The organism is Chloroflexus sp. MS-G (assembly GCF_000735195.1).
GTDB lineage: Bacteria > Chloroflexota > Chloroflexia > Chloroflexales > Chloroflexaceae > Chloroflexus.
This window is the reverse complement of record NZ_JPIM01000008.1, coordinates 1-16,120: the sequence shown is the minus strand read 5'-3', so window position 1 is coordinate 16,120 and position 16,120 is coordinate 1. Positions and strand designations below refer to the sequence as shown.

12 protein-coding genes and 1 tRNA gene are annotated in these 16,120 nt (G+C 54.5%); 8 read left to right on the top strand and 5 right to left on the bottom strand.

Going from position 1 to position 16,120, the window contains the following annotated elements:
* Nucleotides 1-46: 46 nt before the first annotated feature.
* The 5 genes from nadA (at nt 47) to JE47_RS20270 (ending at nt 5,526) form a co-directional block, all read left to right on the top strand.
* Nucleotides 47-1,018 carry a quinolinate synthase NadA gene (nadA, locus tag JE47_RS0102645; RefSeq protein WP_031458266.1) on the top strand — a complete coding sequence of 324 codons (972 nt, stop codon included), beginning with the start codon at nt 47-49 and terminating at the stop codon, nt 1,016-1,018.
* A 74-nt stretch (nt 1,019-1,092) separates the two neighbouring features.
* Nucleotides 1,093-2,730, top strand: coding sequence for an L-aspartate oxidase (gene nadB / locus JE47_RS0102640; protein WP_051871056.1), 1,638 nt, complete (start codon nt 1,093-1,095; stop codon nt 2,728-2,730).
* A gap of 327 nt (nt 2,731-3,057) precedes the next feature.
* Nucleotides 3,058-4,281 (top strand): alpha/beta hydrolase family protein, encoded by a 1,224-nt coding sequence (locus JE47_RS0102635; RefSeq protein WP_031458264.1) that lies wholly within the window; start codon nt 3,058-3,060, stop codon nt 4,279-4,281.
* Between the two features lie 471 nt (nt 4,282-4,752).
* Nucleotides 4,753-4,950, top strand: coding sequence for a hypothetical protein (locus tag JE47_RS22065; protein ID WP_236631111.1), 198 nt, complete (start codon nt 4,753-4,755; stop codon nt 4,948-4,950).
* Nucleotides 4,951-5,004: 54 nt separating this feature from the next.
* Nucleotides 5,005-5,526 carry a CPBP family intramembrane glutamic endopeptidase gene (locus JE47_RS20270; RefSeq protein ID WP_236631110.1) on the top strand — a complete coding sequence of 174 codons (522 nt, stop codon included), beginning with the start codon at nt 5,005-5,007 and terminating at the stop codon, nt 5,524-5,526.
* A 269-nt stretch (nt 5,527-5,795) separates the two neighbouring features.
* Here the strand turns inward: JE47_RS20270 and JE47_RS0102625 are convergent, their stop codons facing one another.
* Nucleotides 5,796-6,584, bottom strand: a complete 789-nt coding sequence (locus JE47_RS0102625) for a DUF4397 domain-containing protein (RefSeq protein WP_031458263.1) — start codon at nt 6,582-6,584, stop codon at nt 5,796-5,798.
* 671 nt (nt 6,585-7,255) lie between these two features.
* Between JE47_RS0102625 and JE47_RS0102620 the strand changes: the two genes are divergently transcribed.
* A tRNA-Arg gene (locus JE47_RS0102620) sits at nt 7,256-7,332 on the top strand.
* Nucleotides 7,333-7,362: 30 nt separating this feature from the next.
* On the opposite strand, the gene JE47_RS0102615 is transcribed toward JE47_RS0102620, so the two are convergent.
* The 3 genes from JE47_RS0102615 to trpS form a co-directional block, all read right to left on the bottom strand.
* Complete coding sequence (locus JE47_RS0102615) at nt 7,363-7,926, bottom strand: methylated-DNA--[protein]-cysteine S-methyltransferase (RefSeq protein WP_051871055.1); 564 nt, start codon at nt 7,924-7,926, stop codon at nt 7,363-7,365.
* A 153-nt stretch (nt 7,927-8,079) separates the two neighbouring features.
* Complete coding sequence (trpE, locus tag JE47_RS0102610; RefSeq protein WP_031458261.1) at nt 8,080-9,591, bottom strand: anthranilate synthase component I; 1,512 nt, start codon at nt 9,589-9,591, stop codon at nt 8,080-8,082.
* An 8-nt stretch (nt 9,592-9,599) separates the two neighbouring features.
* Nucleotides 9,600-10,610, bottom strand: coding sequence for a tryptophan--tRNA ligase (trpS, locus tag JE47_RS0102605; protein ID WP_031458260.1), 1,011 nt, complete (start codon nt 10,608-10,610; stop codon nt 9,600-9,602).
* A gap of 78 nt (nt 10,611-10,688) precedes the next feature.
* Between trpS and JE47_RS0102600 the strand changes: the two genes are divergently transcribed.
* Complete coding sequence (locus JE47_RS0102600; protein WP_031458259.1) at nt 10,689-12,632, top strand: hypothetical protein; 1,944 nt, start codon at nt 10,689-10,691, stop codon at nt 12,630-12,632.
* A 48-nt stretch (nt 12,633-12,680) separates the two neighbouring features.
* On the opposite strand, the gene JE47_RS0102595 is transcribed toward JE47_RS0102600, so the two are convergent.
* A complete protein-coding gene (locus JE47_RS0102595; protein WP_031458258.1) occupies nt 12,681-14,042 on the bottom strand; it encodes a TrpB-like pyridoxal phosphate-dependent enzyme in 1,362 nt (453 codons plus the stop codon).
* A 966-nt stretch (nt 14,043-15,008) separates the two neighbouring features.
* Between JE47_RS0102595 and JE47_RS0102590 the strand changes: the two genes are divergently transcribed.
* Nucleotides 15,009-15,437: a YbjN domain-containing protein gene (locus JE47_RS0102590; RefSeq protein ID WP_236631109.1), complete on the top strand. Its 429-nt coding sequence runs from the start codon at nt 15,009-15,011 to the stop codon at nt 15,435-15,437.
* The last annotated feature ends 683 nt before the right edge of the window (nt 15,438-16,120 follow it).

Below are 16,120 nucleotides of genomic sequence, written 5' to 3'. Positions count from 1 at the left end.
ACAATTCTTAAAAGTGTAATAATAACACTAAATCGGAGTACCATCCATGGTTGCCCAGCTCTACGAAACGACCGGTGAAACCGCAGCAACACTCATTGCCGAGATCAATGAATTGCGTCGCCAACGCAACGCGATCATTCTGGCCCACAATTACGAATACGGCGAAATTCAAGAGATCGCTGACTACGTTGGTGACTCGCTCGGTATGGCACAGGCAGCAGCACGTACTGATGCCGACGTTATTGTGGTCTGTGGTGTCTACTTCATGGCCGAAACGGCGGCCATTCTCAATCCACAGCGTACTGTGCTGATCCCCGACGCCAATGCCGGCTGCTCGCTGGCCGATTCGATTACATTCGAACAACTGCGTCAATGGAAAGCAGCCCATCCAGATGCAGTAGTAGTTAGTTATGTCAATACTAGTGCAGCCGTCAAGGCCGAGAGTGATTATTGCTGTACTTCAGGCAATGCCGAACGGGTAATCAACGCCATCCCTGCCGATAAAACTATTCTGTTCTTACCCGATATGTTTCTAGGCAGTTATCTCCGCCAGAAGACAGGTCGCCCGATCAAGATTTGGGCCGGTGAGTGTCACGTACACGCTGCCATTCGGCCAACAATGATCGAACAAAAGCGTGCAGCCATGCCCGACGCCGAGTTTCTCATTCACCCTGAATGTGGCTGTGTCACCAGCACCATGGATTATCTGGCGCATGGGGTGATTGATGAGCGGGGAACCCACATTCTCTCGACCGAAGGCATGATTGCGCACGTCAATCGCTCACCGGCCAGCCGCTTTGTCGTCGCTACCGAGATTGGCGTTCTGCACCGGATGCGCAAGGCCAACCCAACTAAACAATTCGTGCCGATTGACGAGTCGATCAGTTGCCGGTATATGAAGCTCATTACGCTCGAGAAGGTGCGTAACAGTCTTCGTGATCTACGCGAGCAGGTGACCGTTCCACCAGAGATTGCCAACCGCGCACGGCTGGCGATTGATCGCATGTTGGCTCTGTAAGTATCTCTCAGCCTGATCGCCTTCCGTGCTGACCGGTAAGGAAGGTTCAGGTCTTTATCGTAAAGGAACCACGTATGGCAACTATTCCTGCCTCACGCAGTATCCTCAGCCGACTCCCTCCCATGCGTGACCGCCAGGTGGATGTGTTGGTGATTGGCGCCGGTGCAGCCGGCCTAACCGCAGCGCTGGCCGCCGCAGCTCGCGGCGCATGGGTGTTGGTACTGGCGCGTGGATCGTTACCTGAAAGCAATTCAGCCTGGGCACAGGGAGGAATTGCCGCTGCCCTCGACCCAGCCGACTCGCCCGGTATTCACGTAGCTGACACCTTGATCGCCGGAGCAGGGCTGTGTGATCCGGCTGCCGTGGCAGTACTGGCCAACGAAGCCCCGGCCCTGATGCGCGAATTGGCTTCGTTGGGTGTTCCCTTCGAGCGCGACGCCGACCAGTTCGCATTAGGACTGGAAGGTGGACATTCCCGCCGCCGCATCGTTCACGTCGGTGATGCGACCGGACGGGCAGTGACGCAGGTGCTGATCGAGCGTGTCCGGGCAACACCGCTGATCGCTGTCCGCGAGCAGGCCCAGGCGGTTGAACTGCTAACCGCCGGAGAGCGAGTGGTTGGCGCGCTGGTACGCATGGTTGACGGGACATGGTGGCGGGTACTGGCCAAAGCAACTGTGCTGGCCAGCGGCGGCGCCGGTGCATTATACGGCCTGACTAGCAATCAACCAACGGCACTCGGCGAAGGGATTGCGCTGGCCTATCGGGCCGGTGCAGAAGTGGCCGATATGGAGTTCGTACAATTCCACCCTACCGTCTATCGGACTCGGGCCGGGCATGGCTTCCTGATCACCGAAGCAGCACGCGGTGAAGGTGGTCTGCTCTTCACGCCCGGCGGGCGCCGCTTTATGCCCGACTACGACCCGCGTGCCGAATTAGCGCCACGTGATGTCGTGACGCGCGGAATCGTTGCGGCGATGCAGGCCGAAGGATGTGACCATGTCTTGCTCGATCTGACTCACCTACCGGCCCATCTGATCGAGCACCACTTCCCGACGATCTGTACCCATCTTCGTGCCGATGGCATTGATCCCACCCGGACTCCGATACCCGTCACACCGGCGGCTCATTATCTGATGGGTGGTGTGCGTACTGATTTGAGCGGTGCAACCAGCTTACCCGGTCTTTTTGCCGCCGGTGAAGTGGCTTGCACTGGTGTTCATGGTGCCAATCGCCTGGCTAGCAACTCGCTGCTTGAGTGTCTGGTATTTGGGCGGCGGGCCGGAGAAGCAGCAGCGGCCCTTCGCGATCAGGAGGTACCGCTCCCCGATCCGCTACCACCTGCACCTATTTCAGCGCCACCCGATGCCAACTGGCGGACGATCCTGGCCGATATTATGCGTGCTGCTGGGCCAATCCGTCACGGTGACACCCTTAGTGCAGCATTAATCAGACTGGCAACCTGGCCGGTCAGTGCCGATCCTGATGAAGCCGATCACCTTACTGCCGTTAATGCAGCGCTTACCGCACAATTAATTGTTGCCGCAGCACTGCTGCGCACTGAGAGTCGTGGTGGTCATTTCCGGCAGGATTATCCATACAGCGAGGAATCCTGGCGTAAACATATCGTTCTGTGTCGCCAAGCCGAACCGTGGGTTGTGCCAACGATTGCGCCAGTAGCAGAGAGAGAAAAGGTAGGAGAGAGAAGGTAGGAGAGAGAAGAGAGTATCGGGAACGTTCACTCAAACCCTTCCCTCTAGGTCAAAATGTATGCTTAATCAGAACCGTAGGGGTGGGTGCAAACCTGCCCCTACGGTGTGTGCAGTTATCAACCGTATCTCGGCGCTATCTCGCAACCGCATCGCAGTCCAGACGATTCCTGGAACTGTGATAGCTACAATAAACTTAGCCTGAATGATACAGCCACGTGCAAGCTTAATACAGGCTTACACCTAGCCTCACTCCACCACCTTCGCCATTCAAGGGCAGCACAATCCGTTAGTCCGCGAAAGATTCTTCCAATTCAAGGATAAACAGTTATGAATAAAGAGAAACTATGGCAGCGAAGCAAACAGCGAATCCGGTTTCGGAATGACGATATGGATTTCTATTTTGCCTGGATTCTTGCTCACCAAAACGAAGGTGGTTCGGCACTTGGCGAGTGCTTCTACACTGCTTCCCAAATTAAAGATGGTGATCCCGAAAGCTGGTACAAGGCCTGGTCAGAAATGGCCCGTCGCGTCGAATCGCAGGCGACACAGGCACTGGCACGTGGGCACCGGGTCAGTGCGCATGAAACCTACCTGCGCGCCTTCACATATCATCAGATGGCAAGCATCTTTATTCGCCCGCGAGATCCACGACTACGTGAGATATGGCAAAAGGCACAATGGTGCTTCCGACAAGCAACTACTCAATGTAAGCCATCTGCCGAACCCATTGAGATCACGTTCGAAGGTAAATTTCTACCAGGGTATTTTTTGCGGGGTAACGACGAGAGCCGGAAAGCACCAACGTTGATCATGATAGGCGGTGGCGAAACATGCGCAGAAGAACTCTACTTCTGGATAGGCCCGGCAGGAATACGCCGGAAGTATCACATCCTCCTGGTAGACTTGCCCGGTCAGGGAAGAACCCCCTTCGATGGTTTATTTTTCCGAACCAATACTGAAGTGCCGATCAAAGCCGTCGTCGATTATACACTTACTCGACCAGAGGTCGACGCTGAACGGTTGGCTTTGTTTGGAATCAGTGGTGGGGGCTACATGGTATCACGCGCTCTTCCATTTGAGAAACGTATCAAAGCCTGCATAGCCAGTGCTCCCATCATAGATATTTACCAACTTGTCATGGCCGAAATTCCGTCGGTACTCCTCAAAACTCCCGGTTTTTTCAGGAACACCCTTACCAGGCTGGCAGGTCTTAGAAACCCCCTGCCCGGTATTGCATTAGAGAAGTTCTGCTGGCAAGCCGGAGTAAGCACAATTTCTGAAGCGTTAGAAATGGCGCGACAAGCACGAGTTGAAAGGATAGAAGAGATTACATGTCCGGTATTGTGTATGGTTGGCGAAGGAGAGTCAGAAGCACAAATGATGCAGGCTCGCGAGTTTTACAACGCTCTCCGATGCCCTAAAGCCTTTCGCGTCTTCGTTGCCGCCGATGGTGCAGATGCTCACTGCCAGATCAATAATCTGGGCCTGATGCAGCAAGTAGTCTTTGATTGGCTGGATGAGGTTTTTGGGTATCGGGCAGAGAATCTCTAAGAGCCTATCCGAAACATCCTGGTGTGGAAGATGAAGGTCAGCGAATCTCGTCTCTTCCCCGTGCGGTGATTGGAACGAAGCGATGCTGGGGGTAACGACGACCGAATAACCACCGTGGTGCCCATTGCCCCCAACGGTGATCACTGATCAAGACTATGCATGGGTGGCTTGACGACGCAACGCACCCATATCTGCCGATAGCGGAGGGGCGGTTCGCGCACTGCCCTCCCCGATGATACGACGAGCACGGGATGCATCGATGGACAATGGGGGTTGTTGATCATGCGCCCATCCCATTCACCACTCGTCGGGGTGCACCCGTCGGGGCACGACGGTGCCGTGCCTCGACTCCATCGGCTTGCATGCGGTGATGGATTTCATCCGTCGTGACGTGACGACGAGGTATTCGGATAGGCTCTAAGCTGTGATAATACACAGAGGTACTCAGGTAACAAGAAGAAGGAAGTGTCGATGAAACATCATCCCGTCCTCTGGTTTTATGTATTGACGTTTGCGTTCTTGTGGTTCGGCTGGTTACCAATGGTGGCAGGCTCGCAGGGTATAACGCCGTTTAAGCCTCCACTTTTTCAGGTTTTACTCTTGCTGCCAGCAGTGGCGCCTGCTGTAGCAGCAGTTATTGTGACTGCGGTAAACGAAGGTACGGTGTGAGTTGACCGCCTATTTCGGACATTTGGAAACTGGTGTTTAGGCTCAAGCTGGTTAATGATTGCCGCCATTGCACCAGCGATCTTCCTGCTAAGCGGCAAAACTATAACTCAGGTATTAGGATTGCTAGCAAACTCCATAGCAGTGGACGGCAACATCGTCGGTGTTGCGATTGCAACCTTTGTGATGTCACTGCTCTCGAATACATGGGAAGAGGTCGGATGGCGAGGATTTGCCCTACCAAGATTACAGAAAAACCACAGTGCCCTTACGGCAACGCTCGTAGTTGGCGTCTTGTGGGGAATATGGCATGTACCGCTGTTCTTCTGGCAGGGCCATCCAATGTCTGATTATCCTTTTCTGACGTGGTTTATCGGCACCATGGCGGTATCATTCATCTACACCTGGCTCTACAACAGCACGCAGGGCAGTCTGTTCGTTGTAACGATCTTCCACGTCCTCACGAATACGTATGGAGTCCTTGTTTCAGGGGTATCTGTTGCTGCGCTAGCGATGGTATACAGCTTCGTGGCACTATGCCTTGTGACAATTTTTGGTAAGAACCACCTCGCCCGATAAGACTGCCACGACCGGTAGCGGCAGATTGAGAACCCACTCGTCATAACGTACTGGCGCTGCCCAAGATGGGGTGGGCCGACGAAGATAAGGTGTTGCAATCGCACGTTATGCGATAGGCTACGTTCGCGAAAGGAATATAAGTTCAGCCTATGAACCACAAACATAGCTCTATCGCTCTATATGCAATCCCCCTACCTCTTCCACAATGCGGAGAGGTAGGGGGCAATTGTCACACTTATTCAGGTATCGCAACCCGATGGGCTAGAGTTCTACCGCATACTGCGACGGACAACCATCCCACCAGCTACGGTGAGCGCCAGCGCCATCAATACCAGTGCAACTAGTGGCAGGGTTTCGCCACCTGTTGTAGGCAGCGCCGCTGGTGCAGCAGTTGCAACCGGAGCCGTAACGGCAAGTTGGGGTGTAATACTAGCAACAAAGTTCGTCGCGAACACGCTGTAAATTTGACCAGCATCGACCTTTGTTCCGGGCAAGTTGATCACCACTGCGCTTCCACCTGCTGGGGTTACTTGTAAGTCGTAGGTACCTGCTGGCACCTCCAGATAATTGCTCGCATCGGGGAAGGCCAAATTACTGATCAGCGTTGTTCCATTCGCCAGCTTAACATCAACTGCGGGCGCATCAGGCGAGAAGTGGTATACCCGCACCTTGGCCTGACCGGCAGCCGGGGCACTCAGGTTATCTGCAATGATCTGTGGCCTGATGTTGGCCACCGGTCCAACCGCAGCAATTGTATAGGCTTTCCCAGCCTCAATCGTCACATTTGCATCAATGACCGCCGAACCTGCACCGGCACCGGTTGGTGCGACCTGCACCCGATAAGTGCCTGCCGGGAGATCAAGGTATGGACTGGCGGCAAAAAAGCCGACGTTGGTAAGCACTGCATTCCCATTGACAAACACATCAACGGCGGGTGCATCGGGTGAAGCATGAATGACCCGTACTTTAGCCGCACTACCCTGTGCAAATACAGCCGGTACCACCAACAGAGCGAACAATAACGCCGTCGTCACCACGATAGATAGCTTGCGAATCACGGGACACTCCTCCTTACAAAACCATGGTTTCCATTACACCGGAATTGCCAATACTTTGTCAATTGTCTGCACAATTTCCGGCTTCACTCTTCTTTACGTAGCAGAACAACAAGTGGATGTGTCGCTTGAAGATGTCTTCGGATGTATTTGAATATTCGCTGCACGCCAGTGACGATGGATGCAATAGGTATGAAGAGAGCGATAGGAGGGGGTTTGGAACCTACCTTTGCCGTGCGCTGACAGGTATCATTGAAAGAGGGTGCAGAGAAGGTCGGAGGAACGTTGTGTTCAGGGTTTGGTCGTATTCGCTCGCCAATGTCGTTCATCCCGCATGACGATCCCCTACACGCAATCACCTGGATTCGTCATTGGAAGCTATCGTTTGGCGCATCGGCACTCTATCGCACCGCATCGCTTGCAGGGGATCAGGGTGAGCACCCACCCTTACTCTGCGCTGACGGGCATCAACGGCGAAACGATAGGGAGTGGACGCAAACGACCGTTGGAACGAGAGGCTAAACATATCCTGACGTCCTATGGATAGATTGGGAGCCGCCACTGCTACCCTCTTCTCACCTGGGCAGAGTGAAAACGTCGAAAAGCCATACGCACCCTTACAGCATTTGCATAATTGCCTGAACTATGCTATAATTCATAGGCAAGCTGAATACGACCCCGTAGCTCAGTGGATTAGAGCGTTTCCCTGCGGAGGAAAAGGTCGTGCGTTCGAATCGCACCGGGGTCGCCAGTACATCCGCCAACTTTGGCGGATTTTTTTTCATTCCAGGTACGGCAAGAACACCCCTTCACCCATCAACAACGCCTGCTTCCTTGCAATCCCCCAACGAAAACCAGCGATCCTGCCATCAGCACCAATGGCGCGATGACAGGGGATTACTATGGCCAGCGAGTTGGCTGCGCAGGCCTGACCAACAGCCCGCGCAGCACTAGCAGGTAAGCTTAGATCTCCGGCTAATTGACGATAGGTGCGGGTCTCGCCATACGGAATGCGACAGAGCGCCTGCCAGACTAAGCGTTGAAACGATGTCCCAACCGGATCAAGCGACAATACCGGCAGCGGAGTTTGATCGCACAGATAGGCAGCTATCGCAGCGGCAGCTGCTTTCGGAGCAGGGCCAGAACCAATATGCGCTGCCGGAAATTCGGCGTAAAGAGTCTGGAGCAGGGCTGTATCATCATCACCCAGATAGACCGCACAGAGTCCGGTATCGGTAGTCGCCACTAACACTCGCCCAAGCGGGCTATCGGTACACGTAACGCCAATCGGTCGCCCGGCATGCGCGTAGCGTCTGGCATTTGACGATGGTCGGTGAAGACCCATCGGTAGCACCTTTCTCCTGGTAAACGGAACCGAACAAAGCACCCGCTCGCATCGAAATCAGCAATAGAGGGACACGGTATGCTATGCCCCTCCCTTACCCCAGTGATTAACAAGCCAGTGCGATGTGCCCACCGCATCCGATTATGCCGTCGTTCACCCACCAGCCTGCAACTCTTCAGCCAGATCAATTGCGCGTAATGAGGCAGCCGCTTTATTACAGCTCTCGTTGAACTCGTATTCAGGTGTGCTATCGGCAACCACCCCAGCCGCCGCCTGCGCGTATGCAATGCCGTCTTTCACGATCAGTGTACGTAAAGCGATACAGGTATCGAGATCACCGTTAAAACCCAGATGCCCAACAGCGCCGGCATAAATCCCACGTTGTTCACCTTCCAGCTCGGCGATGATTTCCATCGAGCGAATCTTGGGTGCACCGGTGACCGTACCAGCCGGGAAACAAGCCCGTAAGGCATCAATCGGCTTCAGATCGGCGCGTAACCGACCGGTAACCTCTGAGACGATATGCTGAACGTGACTATATTTTTCAATCGTCATAAAGACCGGTACCTGCACCGTTCCAGGCTCACTGATGCGACCCAGATCGTTGCGCCCCAGATCGACCAGCATCAGATGTTCGGCCCGCTCTTTTTCGTCAGCCAGGAGTTCGGCGGCCAGCCGATCATCTTCGGCAGCATCACGCCCACGCCAGCGTGTACCGGCAATCGGGCGTGTAGTCACCTTACCATCACGTACCTGTACCAGCATTTCAGGTGATGCCCCGACCAGATCACCTTCGCCCGTCCGAATGTAAAACATGTACGGTGATGGGTTGATGGTACGTAGAGCACGATAAATAGTGAAGCTGTCGGCATCGGTCGCTTTACTGAAACGCTGCGAAATCTGTACCTGAAAGATGTCACCAGCCATGATGTATTCTTTGGCACGCAATACCGCTGCTTTGAATTCAGCCTCAGTACGATTCGAGGCTACCGGGTTAGTTGTGATCCGCGTTGGCGTGTTGTGCGGCTCATAGTTGCGCAAACTTAGCCTAATGCCCGGTGGCAACGGTCGTTGCAGCCGAGCAATCAGTGTTTCGATCCGGTTGATAGCACGCTGATACTCGGCAGCCAGATCTTCGACATCAAGATGCACGTGCGAGATAACAATAATCTTGTGACGCACGTGATCGAAGGCCAGGATCGTGTCAACGAACATCCACCAACTTTCAGGCATATCGTAGGGGCGCACCAGTGGAATCGGTAATCGCTCGAAATAGCGTGCCGATTCGTAGCTGAGATAACCGACTGCGCCGCCGACGAAGATGGGTAAGTTGGGGAGTCGGATCGGGCGGTAGGCACTGAGATAGCTTTCTAAGACGATCAGTGGATCGGTGTAGTGCAGCGTTTGCTTGTATCCGCCGTGAGTGGCTTGCGCAACACCATCGTGCATGCGCAGCACCATGTAGGGATCGCTACCGATAAATGAATAGCGACCGATATTCTGACCACCGGTTACACTCTCTAACAAGAAACCAATCCCGCCCTGAGCAATTTTGAGATAGGCCGAAACTGGAGTTTCCAGATCGGCCATGATCTCGCGGTAGATCGGGCAGAGATTGCCCTGGCGGCGTAATTCCCGTAACTGGTCGATGGTTGGGTAGTACATACTCTTCCTTATCTGCGATCTTTGGGCAAGACAAAGCCAACTCGCTCAAGAATGAGCGTCATCTTTGGCTCGGCAACTGCGCGCGCCTGCTCGGCGCCGATAGCCAGGATGCGATCAAGCTCAGCCGGATCGTCCATCAGTTGATAGTAGCGTTCACGGATCGGACGCAACGCCTCAATGACGACTTCTGCCAGCTCGCGCTTGAGCGCACCATAGCCCTTGCCGGCGAAGTGGGCTTCGATTTCAGGCCGACTGCGACCGGTCAATAATTCGTAGATTTGTAAGAGATTGTTGACACCGGCACGCTCCGGATCATCGCTAAAGCGAATTTCATTGAAGGAATCGGTTACCGCCCGTTTAATCGCCCAGCGAATCTCGTCGGGATCATCAATGATCCGAATGGCGTGACCACGGGTTGTCTCGGACTTACTCATCTTCACCGTTGGGTCGTCGAGACCCATGATCCGGGCGCCACTCTCGCGAATCACCGGCTTGGGAATCACGAACGTTTCCCCGAAGAGATAGTTAAAGCGCTGTGCCAGATCGCGCGTCAGTTCGATGTGCTGCTTCTGATCTTCGCCAACCGGCACCTCATCGGCATCGTAGAGCAGAATATCGGCAGCCATTAACACCGGATAAGTGAGCAAGCCGGTCATGACACTCTCTTGCTTTTGCGCCTTAGCTTTGTACTGAGTCATACGTTCAAGCCAGCCAAGAGGCGTGATGCAACTAAATACCCATGAGCATTCGGCATGGGCACGCACATGACTCTGTACGAACAGCGTGGTCTGCTGCGGATCAATACCACAGGCAAGCAGGAGTGCAGCCAGCTCGCGGGTCTGTCGGCGCAGATCGGCCGGATTCTGCGGTACCGTGATGGCGTGCAGATCAACAATGCAGATAAAGTTCGTCTTCTGGCCCTGGCCGGCGACCCATTGCTGGATAGCGCCTAAATAATTGCCGATGTGTAGATTACCTGAAGGTTGAATCCCCGAAAAGACACGTGGTTTGTGAGTCATAGGTCCCCTCTGGTGGTACTATCGAAAAAAAGCGTGATATACTAAGCAACGTCAGGCATTGTTCGTATCAGGTAAGCAATGAAGCATCTTATCCTCTTCCTATTAATTTGCGTGCTTGGCAGTGCATGGCTGCCAGCAATTCCGGTACAAGCCGCAGCTCACGCCAGCCTTACCAGTCAGCAACTAGTTACCCAACCTCTGGTTCCGGTAACTGTCGCTGTACACATTCCCGACTATAACGGATCGGCGACGCTCATCATCTTTGACGGCCAACAGCGCTTTGCCGGGAGCTTCCCGCTGACCATCGCCAATGGTCAGGGCCTGGTCGAAGTCATACCACGCGGTGCGTTGGGCAGCCATTGGGCTGCTCTGTTCACTGCCGATGGTCAGATAGTCGCGAACGGGCCGATCTATCATCTTGAGACCGAGACGACTCTGCACAGCGGCGTAGCTGCTTATGACCAATTGTACCCGACGGTCCGCCGATTTATGGCAGCCGACCGGCTGAGTTATCTCCTTGATGGACAACTGGTTACAGGCTACCGTTCGCCAGACAGTCCGCTGCTGTGGTTGCGCGATCACTATTATCAAAACCGCGCCTTCCGCTACTTCGAGACCGACCTTCGCTCGTTGCCGGAAGCATTTGCTCGTATTCAGGCTGCGGACGGCAGTCTGCCGGATTTTCTTGCACGCCCGGAATGGGAAATTCCTGCCTTCCGCACCCCGGTTGAGGCAGACGTTGAATTCCTCTTTGTTCAATTGATTTTCGAGACCTGGCAAGTAACCGGCGATACAGTCTGGATGATGCGCATGTTGCCGGCGGCCCAACGGGCGATTGACTACACTATGCGCGATCCGTTGCGTTGGGAACCGACATTGGGCCTGGTTAAGCGTCCGTTTACCATCGACACCTGGGATTTCGAGTACGGCCCACCGATGATCAACCCGAATACCGGAGAACTTGGTCCCCGGCACTGGATTGATGAGCAGACTAAATGGGGTATCTTTCACGGTGATAATACCGGACTGGCCGCAGCCCTCAACGCACTGGCATTGATGGAAGAGGCGGCCGGTCAGTCTAATCTGGCAGCGGTACGTCGCACGATAGCTGCCGATCTGATGACGCGCCTCAATGCGTTGAGCTGGAATGGCCGTTTTTACACCCATCATGTCAAACTTATCCCTTACGATGTTCCCGGTGTTGATGAAGCCGAGCAGTTGAGCCTCTCGAATGCAATTGCGCTCAATCGCAGCGTGTTGAGTGAAACGCAGGGTCGAGCGATTGTTGCCGAGTATCTCCGTCGGTTGAATGATCCCCAGCGTATCGCTTTCGCCGAATGGTATAGCATTGATCCACCTTTTCCACCAGGCGCTTTTGGGATGAACGGGCGTCTCGGTGAACGTCCTGGTGAATATGTCAACGGCGGCATTATGCCCCTGGTTGGTGGTGAGTTGGCACGTGGCGCGTTTCGCTACGGCTACGAGTCGTATGGCTTCAACATCCTGCAACGCTACATCGATCTGATCGAACGTACCGGTGCAACCTATCTCTGGTACTACCCAACCGGTGGAATTGCGCCGGTACACGAATTTTTACCAACCGACGGCTGGGGCGCCAGCGCGATGCTAGGAGCAATGGTCGAGGGTGCCGCTGGCATCGAAGACAGCGCCATCGGTTTTCAGAAAGCTACCATCTCCCCGCGCTGGTCAGCCGATCCGATACACGATATCCGAGATGTCTATGCCGTAGCCCGCTATGCCGCCAGTGATGCCTACACCGCTTACCGTTGGCACATGACGCCGCCAACCGCAAATCGTCCTGGGCAACTGGTATTAACGGCAACCGGTAGCGGTGAAATGTTTCGCCTGCGCCTGCTCTTACCTCCCAGTACGACCCCGCAAACGGTTACATTGAACGGAACCACACTACCACTTCAGATTGAACAGATCGGGTTTAGTCGTTACCTGATACTCGACGTCAAAGGCCCGATCATCACGGTAAACGTTACCTTAACCCTCTAAGCAGCCTGCACGAGCGAGACGCAGATTCCCGCGTCTCGCTTGTTCTTACTACGCACCCACTGCGGGCAGCCCGGCCAATGCCATTGCCACTTCGGCATCAGAATACTCGTAATCACGCAACTTGCCGGCCTGGTAATCCATGTAGGCTTGCAGATCAAAATGACCGTGACCGCAAAGGTTAAAGAGGATTACTTCACTCTTGCCCTCTTCCTTGCAGCGTAGCGCTTCACGGATTACGCCGGCGATAGCGTGGTTAGCTTCCGGCGCCGGCAGGATTCCTTCGGTGCGGGCAAACTGTACACCGGCGGCGAAGGTTTCAAGTTGCTGAATAGCAATCGCCTCAATGACCCCTATCTCAAGCAGGTGACTAACCAGCGGTGCCATTCCGTGGTAACGCAGCCCACCAGCGTGAATACCGGGCGGAACAAAGCTACTGCCGAGCGTGTGCATCTTAACCAACGGTGTCAGATGGGCAGTATCGCCGTAGTCGTAGGCATATTTCCCCTTGGTTAGCGATGGACAAGCGGCAGGCTCAACAGCGACCACACGCAACGGGCGTTCACCGCGCAATTTCGCACCGATAAAGGGGAAGGCGATACCGGCAAAATTTGATCCACCACCGGTGCAACCAACCACCACATCTGGGTAATCACCGGCCATCTCCATTTGGATCATCGCTTCCTGACCGATGACCGTCTGATGAAGGAGCACGTGATTGAGCACACTGCCAAGCGCGTAGCGTGTATCATCGCGCTGCACAGCAACCTCAACCGCTTCAGAGATTGCAATCCCCAGACTACCGGTACTCTCCGGATTCTGGGCCAGAATCGCACGCCCGGCAGCCGTCTCCATACTGGGGCTGGCAATTACCCGTGCACCGTAGGTCTCCATCAGAGCACGGCGGTATGGCTTCTGCTCATAGCTCACCTTCACCATAAACACTTCCACTTCAAGCCCAAAGAGCGCACCGGCAAATGCCAATGAGGACCCCCACTGACCGGCGCCCGTCTCGGTGACCAACCGACGTACACCTTCTTGCTTGTTGTAATACGCCTGCGCCACTGCCGTATTGGGCTTATGGCTACCCGCCGGACTGACGCCCTCGTACTTGTAGTAAATGCGAGCCGGTGTATCCAGGGCCCGCTCAAGTCGGCGGGCGCGGAATAGTGGAGTCGGTCGCCATTGCCGGTAAATAGATCGCACCTCGTCGGGAATAGGAATGGCCCGCTCGGTACTGACTTCCTGCCTGATCAGCTCCATCGGAAAGAGCGGCGCTAGATCGGCAGGACCAATTGGTTGACCGGTAGCCGGATGCAAGGGCGGCGGTGGCAGAGATGGTAGATCGGCGGCAATGTTATACCAGGTCTCCGGCAAGCGATCTTCACTGAGCAGATACTTGATAGTCTCCACAGATCCCTCTCCTCACTACAAAACACGAATAAAAAATCTCTCGACCAGTTTGGTCGAGAGACGGGAAAACCGCGGTGCCACTCTCGTTCGCCGCTGTTCACACAGACAGCGCACTCTGCAGGTGCTGTCGGCAAAGCCGCTTCACACCTAGCGCCCTGATAACGGTGGCGTCTCCGGCAACGACTACTGCGGATGAACCCCGGTTCGCCGTGCGACTCCCAGGCCCATTCACGAGCGCCGAACGTGCCGATCTCGCACCATCATCGGCTCGCTGGATTGTCGCCACACTCGCTACTCTTCCTGTTCAACGTCGGCTATTGATTTGTGTAGCGGAAGTATACCATTCATACCGAGACATGTCAACGGGCGGGCAAGAGCTGGAGGGGTTTTTAAAGTTCTCAGCGCGCAGGACGCGCAGGCCTCCGGCCTGTATTGTGCAGTAAGTGACAGAAAGCCATTGGTCAGCACCTGAGCACACCATCACTCCCCCGCAAGACGTAGGCACACCAACCTATAAGACGCTGACCGGTATCGGTAGCGCGAGCACGGAAGGCCTGACCGCAGACCGCCATCGGCACAGAGAGCAGCGCACCTCTGCACACACTACGGAGAGGTCAGCTTCTGCGTTCTCTCTCCTCATTTCGCGAGGCATCGGTCGGAGCGCAGTGGCGTTGCACCCGTACATCCATTGCCTGGGTTCAACCGTTGCGCGGTGAGGCGATTATTCGAGTAGACTCTCAAATGATGTACAACTAAAACCAGCGTTGGGGTACCGATAATGATAATGTTGATGCAGCGTTGGTAGGGGTGGGTTTGAAACTCGTCCATGAAGAACACTCCAAAGGTGCTATAATTCAGCAAACGCAGCCTCCTCAACGACTGCGATCCCAATAGTGACTTACAATATTTTTCCGACCACAATGTACAACGCCGATTCAAAACCAAACCAGAAGAAAGGTGGTACTGATGAGTATGGACAACTCCTCACCCGACGCGATTGTCCTTCCGGCCCAAGTCAGTCGAGATTGGTTATTCCAGCTTTACAGTAATGCCTACTTCGACGTTGAACTCGACAGCGACGGCGACATCTGCATCCGCGATGGTTTTCGCATCTGGGTATTTCCCATCCGAGAGGGTGAACAGATTCGGTTTATGTCGCAGTTTCGGGCCAATCCGATGCACGAACTTATAGACCGCTTGCAATACGCTAATCGCATCAATGACGAGTTGCATTTTATTCGCTGTTATGTTGATCGCGACGGCGACATTGGTTTCGACAGCTATCTTATCGTGTCAGGGGGTGTGACCCGCCGAAACATCGTTTTCGCCACACGAGCCTTTATCGACCATGTACGAGCAGCTTTGGTCAAGGATGATACCGATGTCATTGCTTAGCGCCCATCCAAAACACTCTGTTGCGGGAGAGGGCATTCAGACGACTACGGGCATCACCGCTCACTCAACAATAGGCAGGGCATAATATCGTAGAGGTAAAACGGCGCTTTGCGCCTTGTCTCTGGTCCTAATGTGTAATACCGTGGGTACCAGGTTGGTCACGTACCGAGTTGCATTCATCGTCAGGTTTCATTCGTCGTGTCGTAACAACAAGATATTCGGGCAGGAATTGTCTCGTCACACCATACGACGCCATCGGCAGCAGGCTGATCGTCCATCGTGAGGCATAGTGGTGCTGTGCCCATCCATCGCGAGGCATCGGTCGGAGCGCAGTGGCGTTGCACCCGTACTTCCATTGCCTGGGTTCAACCGTTGCACGGTGAGGCGATTATTCGGGTAGACTCTCAAATGATGTACAGCTAAAACCAGCGTTGGGGTACCGATAATCAGGAAGGAGGAGGCAGTGCCTCGCCCCTACCAGCACCTGCCACCCGGCGCAGCGATCGTGCCCACGCTGCCCACCCCGCAGCGCCGTCATCAGGCGCATCCCGTGTTTATCATCCCGGCGGATTGCTGTCTAAAACCGGTACGGTCTATACTTTTGTATACCCTCGCAAGAAAAAACAGATATTCCCTACATTGCCAAAAGAAGAGAAGCGTGGATCATGATAGTCATGACGAAC

Excerpts from the sequence above, each read along its gene's own strand:
- JE47_RS0102615 (WP_051871055.1), bottom strand. The coding sequence starts at position 7,926 with ATGGGTCTTCACCGACCATCGTCAAATGCCAGACGCTACGCGCATGCC.
- JE47_RS0102635 (WP_031458264.1), top strand. The coding sequence starts at position 3,058 with ATGAATAAAGAGAAACTATGGCAGCGAAGCAAACAGCGAATCCGGTTT.
- nadA (WP_031458266.1), top strand. The coding sequence starts at position 47 with ATGGTTGCCCAGCTCTACGAAACGACCGGTGAAACCGCAGCAACACTC.
- JE47_RS0102590 (WP_236631109.1), top strand. The coding sequence starts at position 15,009 with ATGAGTATGGACAACTCCTCACCCGACGCGATTGTCCTTCCGGCCCAA.
- JE47_RS0102600 (WP_031458259.1), top strand. The coding sequence starts at position 10,689 with ATGAAGCATCTTATCCTCTTCCTATTAATTTGCGTGCTTGGCAGTGCA.
- nadB (WP_051871056.1), top strand. The coding sequence starts at position 1,093 with ATGGCAACTATTCCTGCCTCACGCAGTATCCTCAGCCGACTCCCTCCC.
- JE47_RS20270 (WP_236631110.1), top strand. The coding sequence starts at position 5,005 with ATGATTGCCGCCATTGCACCAGCGATCTTCCTGCTAAGCGGCAAAACT.
- trpE (WP_031458261.1), bottom strand. The coding sequence starts at position 9,591 with ATGTACTACCCAACCATCGACCAGTTACGGGAATTACGCCGCCAGGGC.
- JE47_RS22065 (WP_236631111.1), top strand. The coding sequence starts at position 4,753 with ATGAAACATCATCCCGTCCTCTGGTTTTATGTATTGACGTTTGCGTTC.
- trpS (WP_031458260.1), bottom strand. The coding sequence starts at position 10,610 with ATGACTCACAAACCACGTGTCTTTTCGGGGATTCAACCTTCAGGTAAT.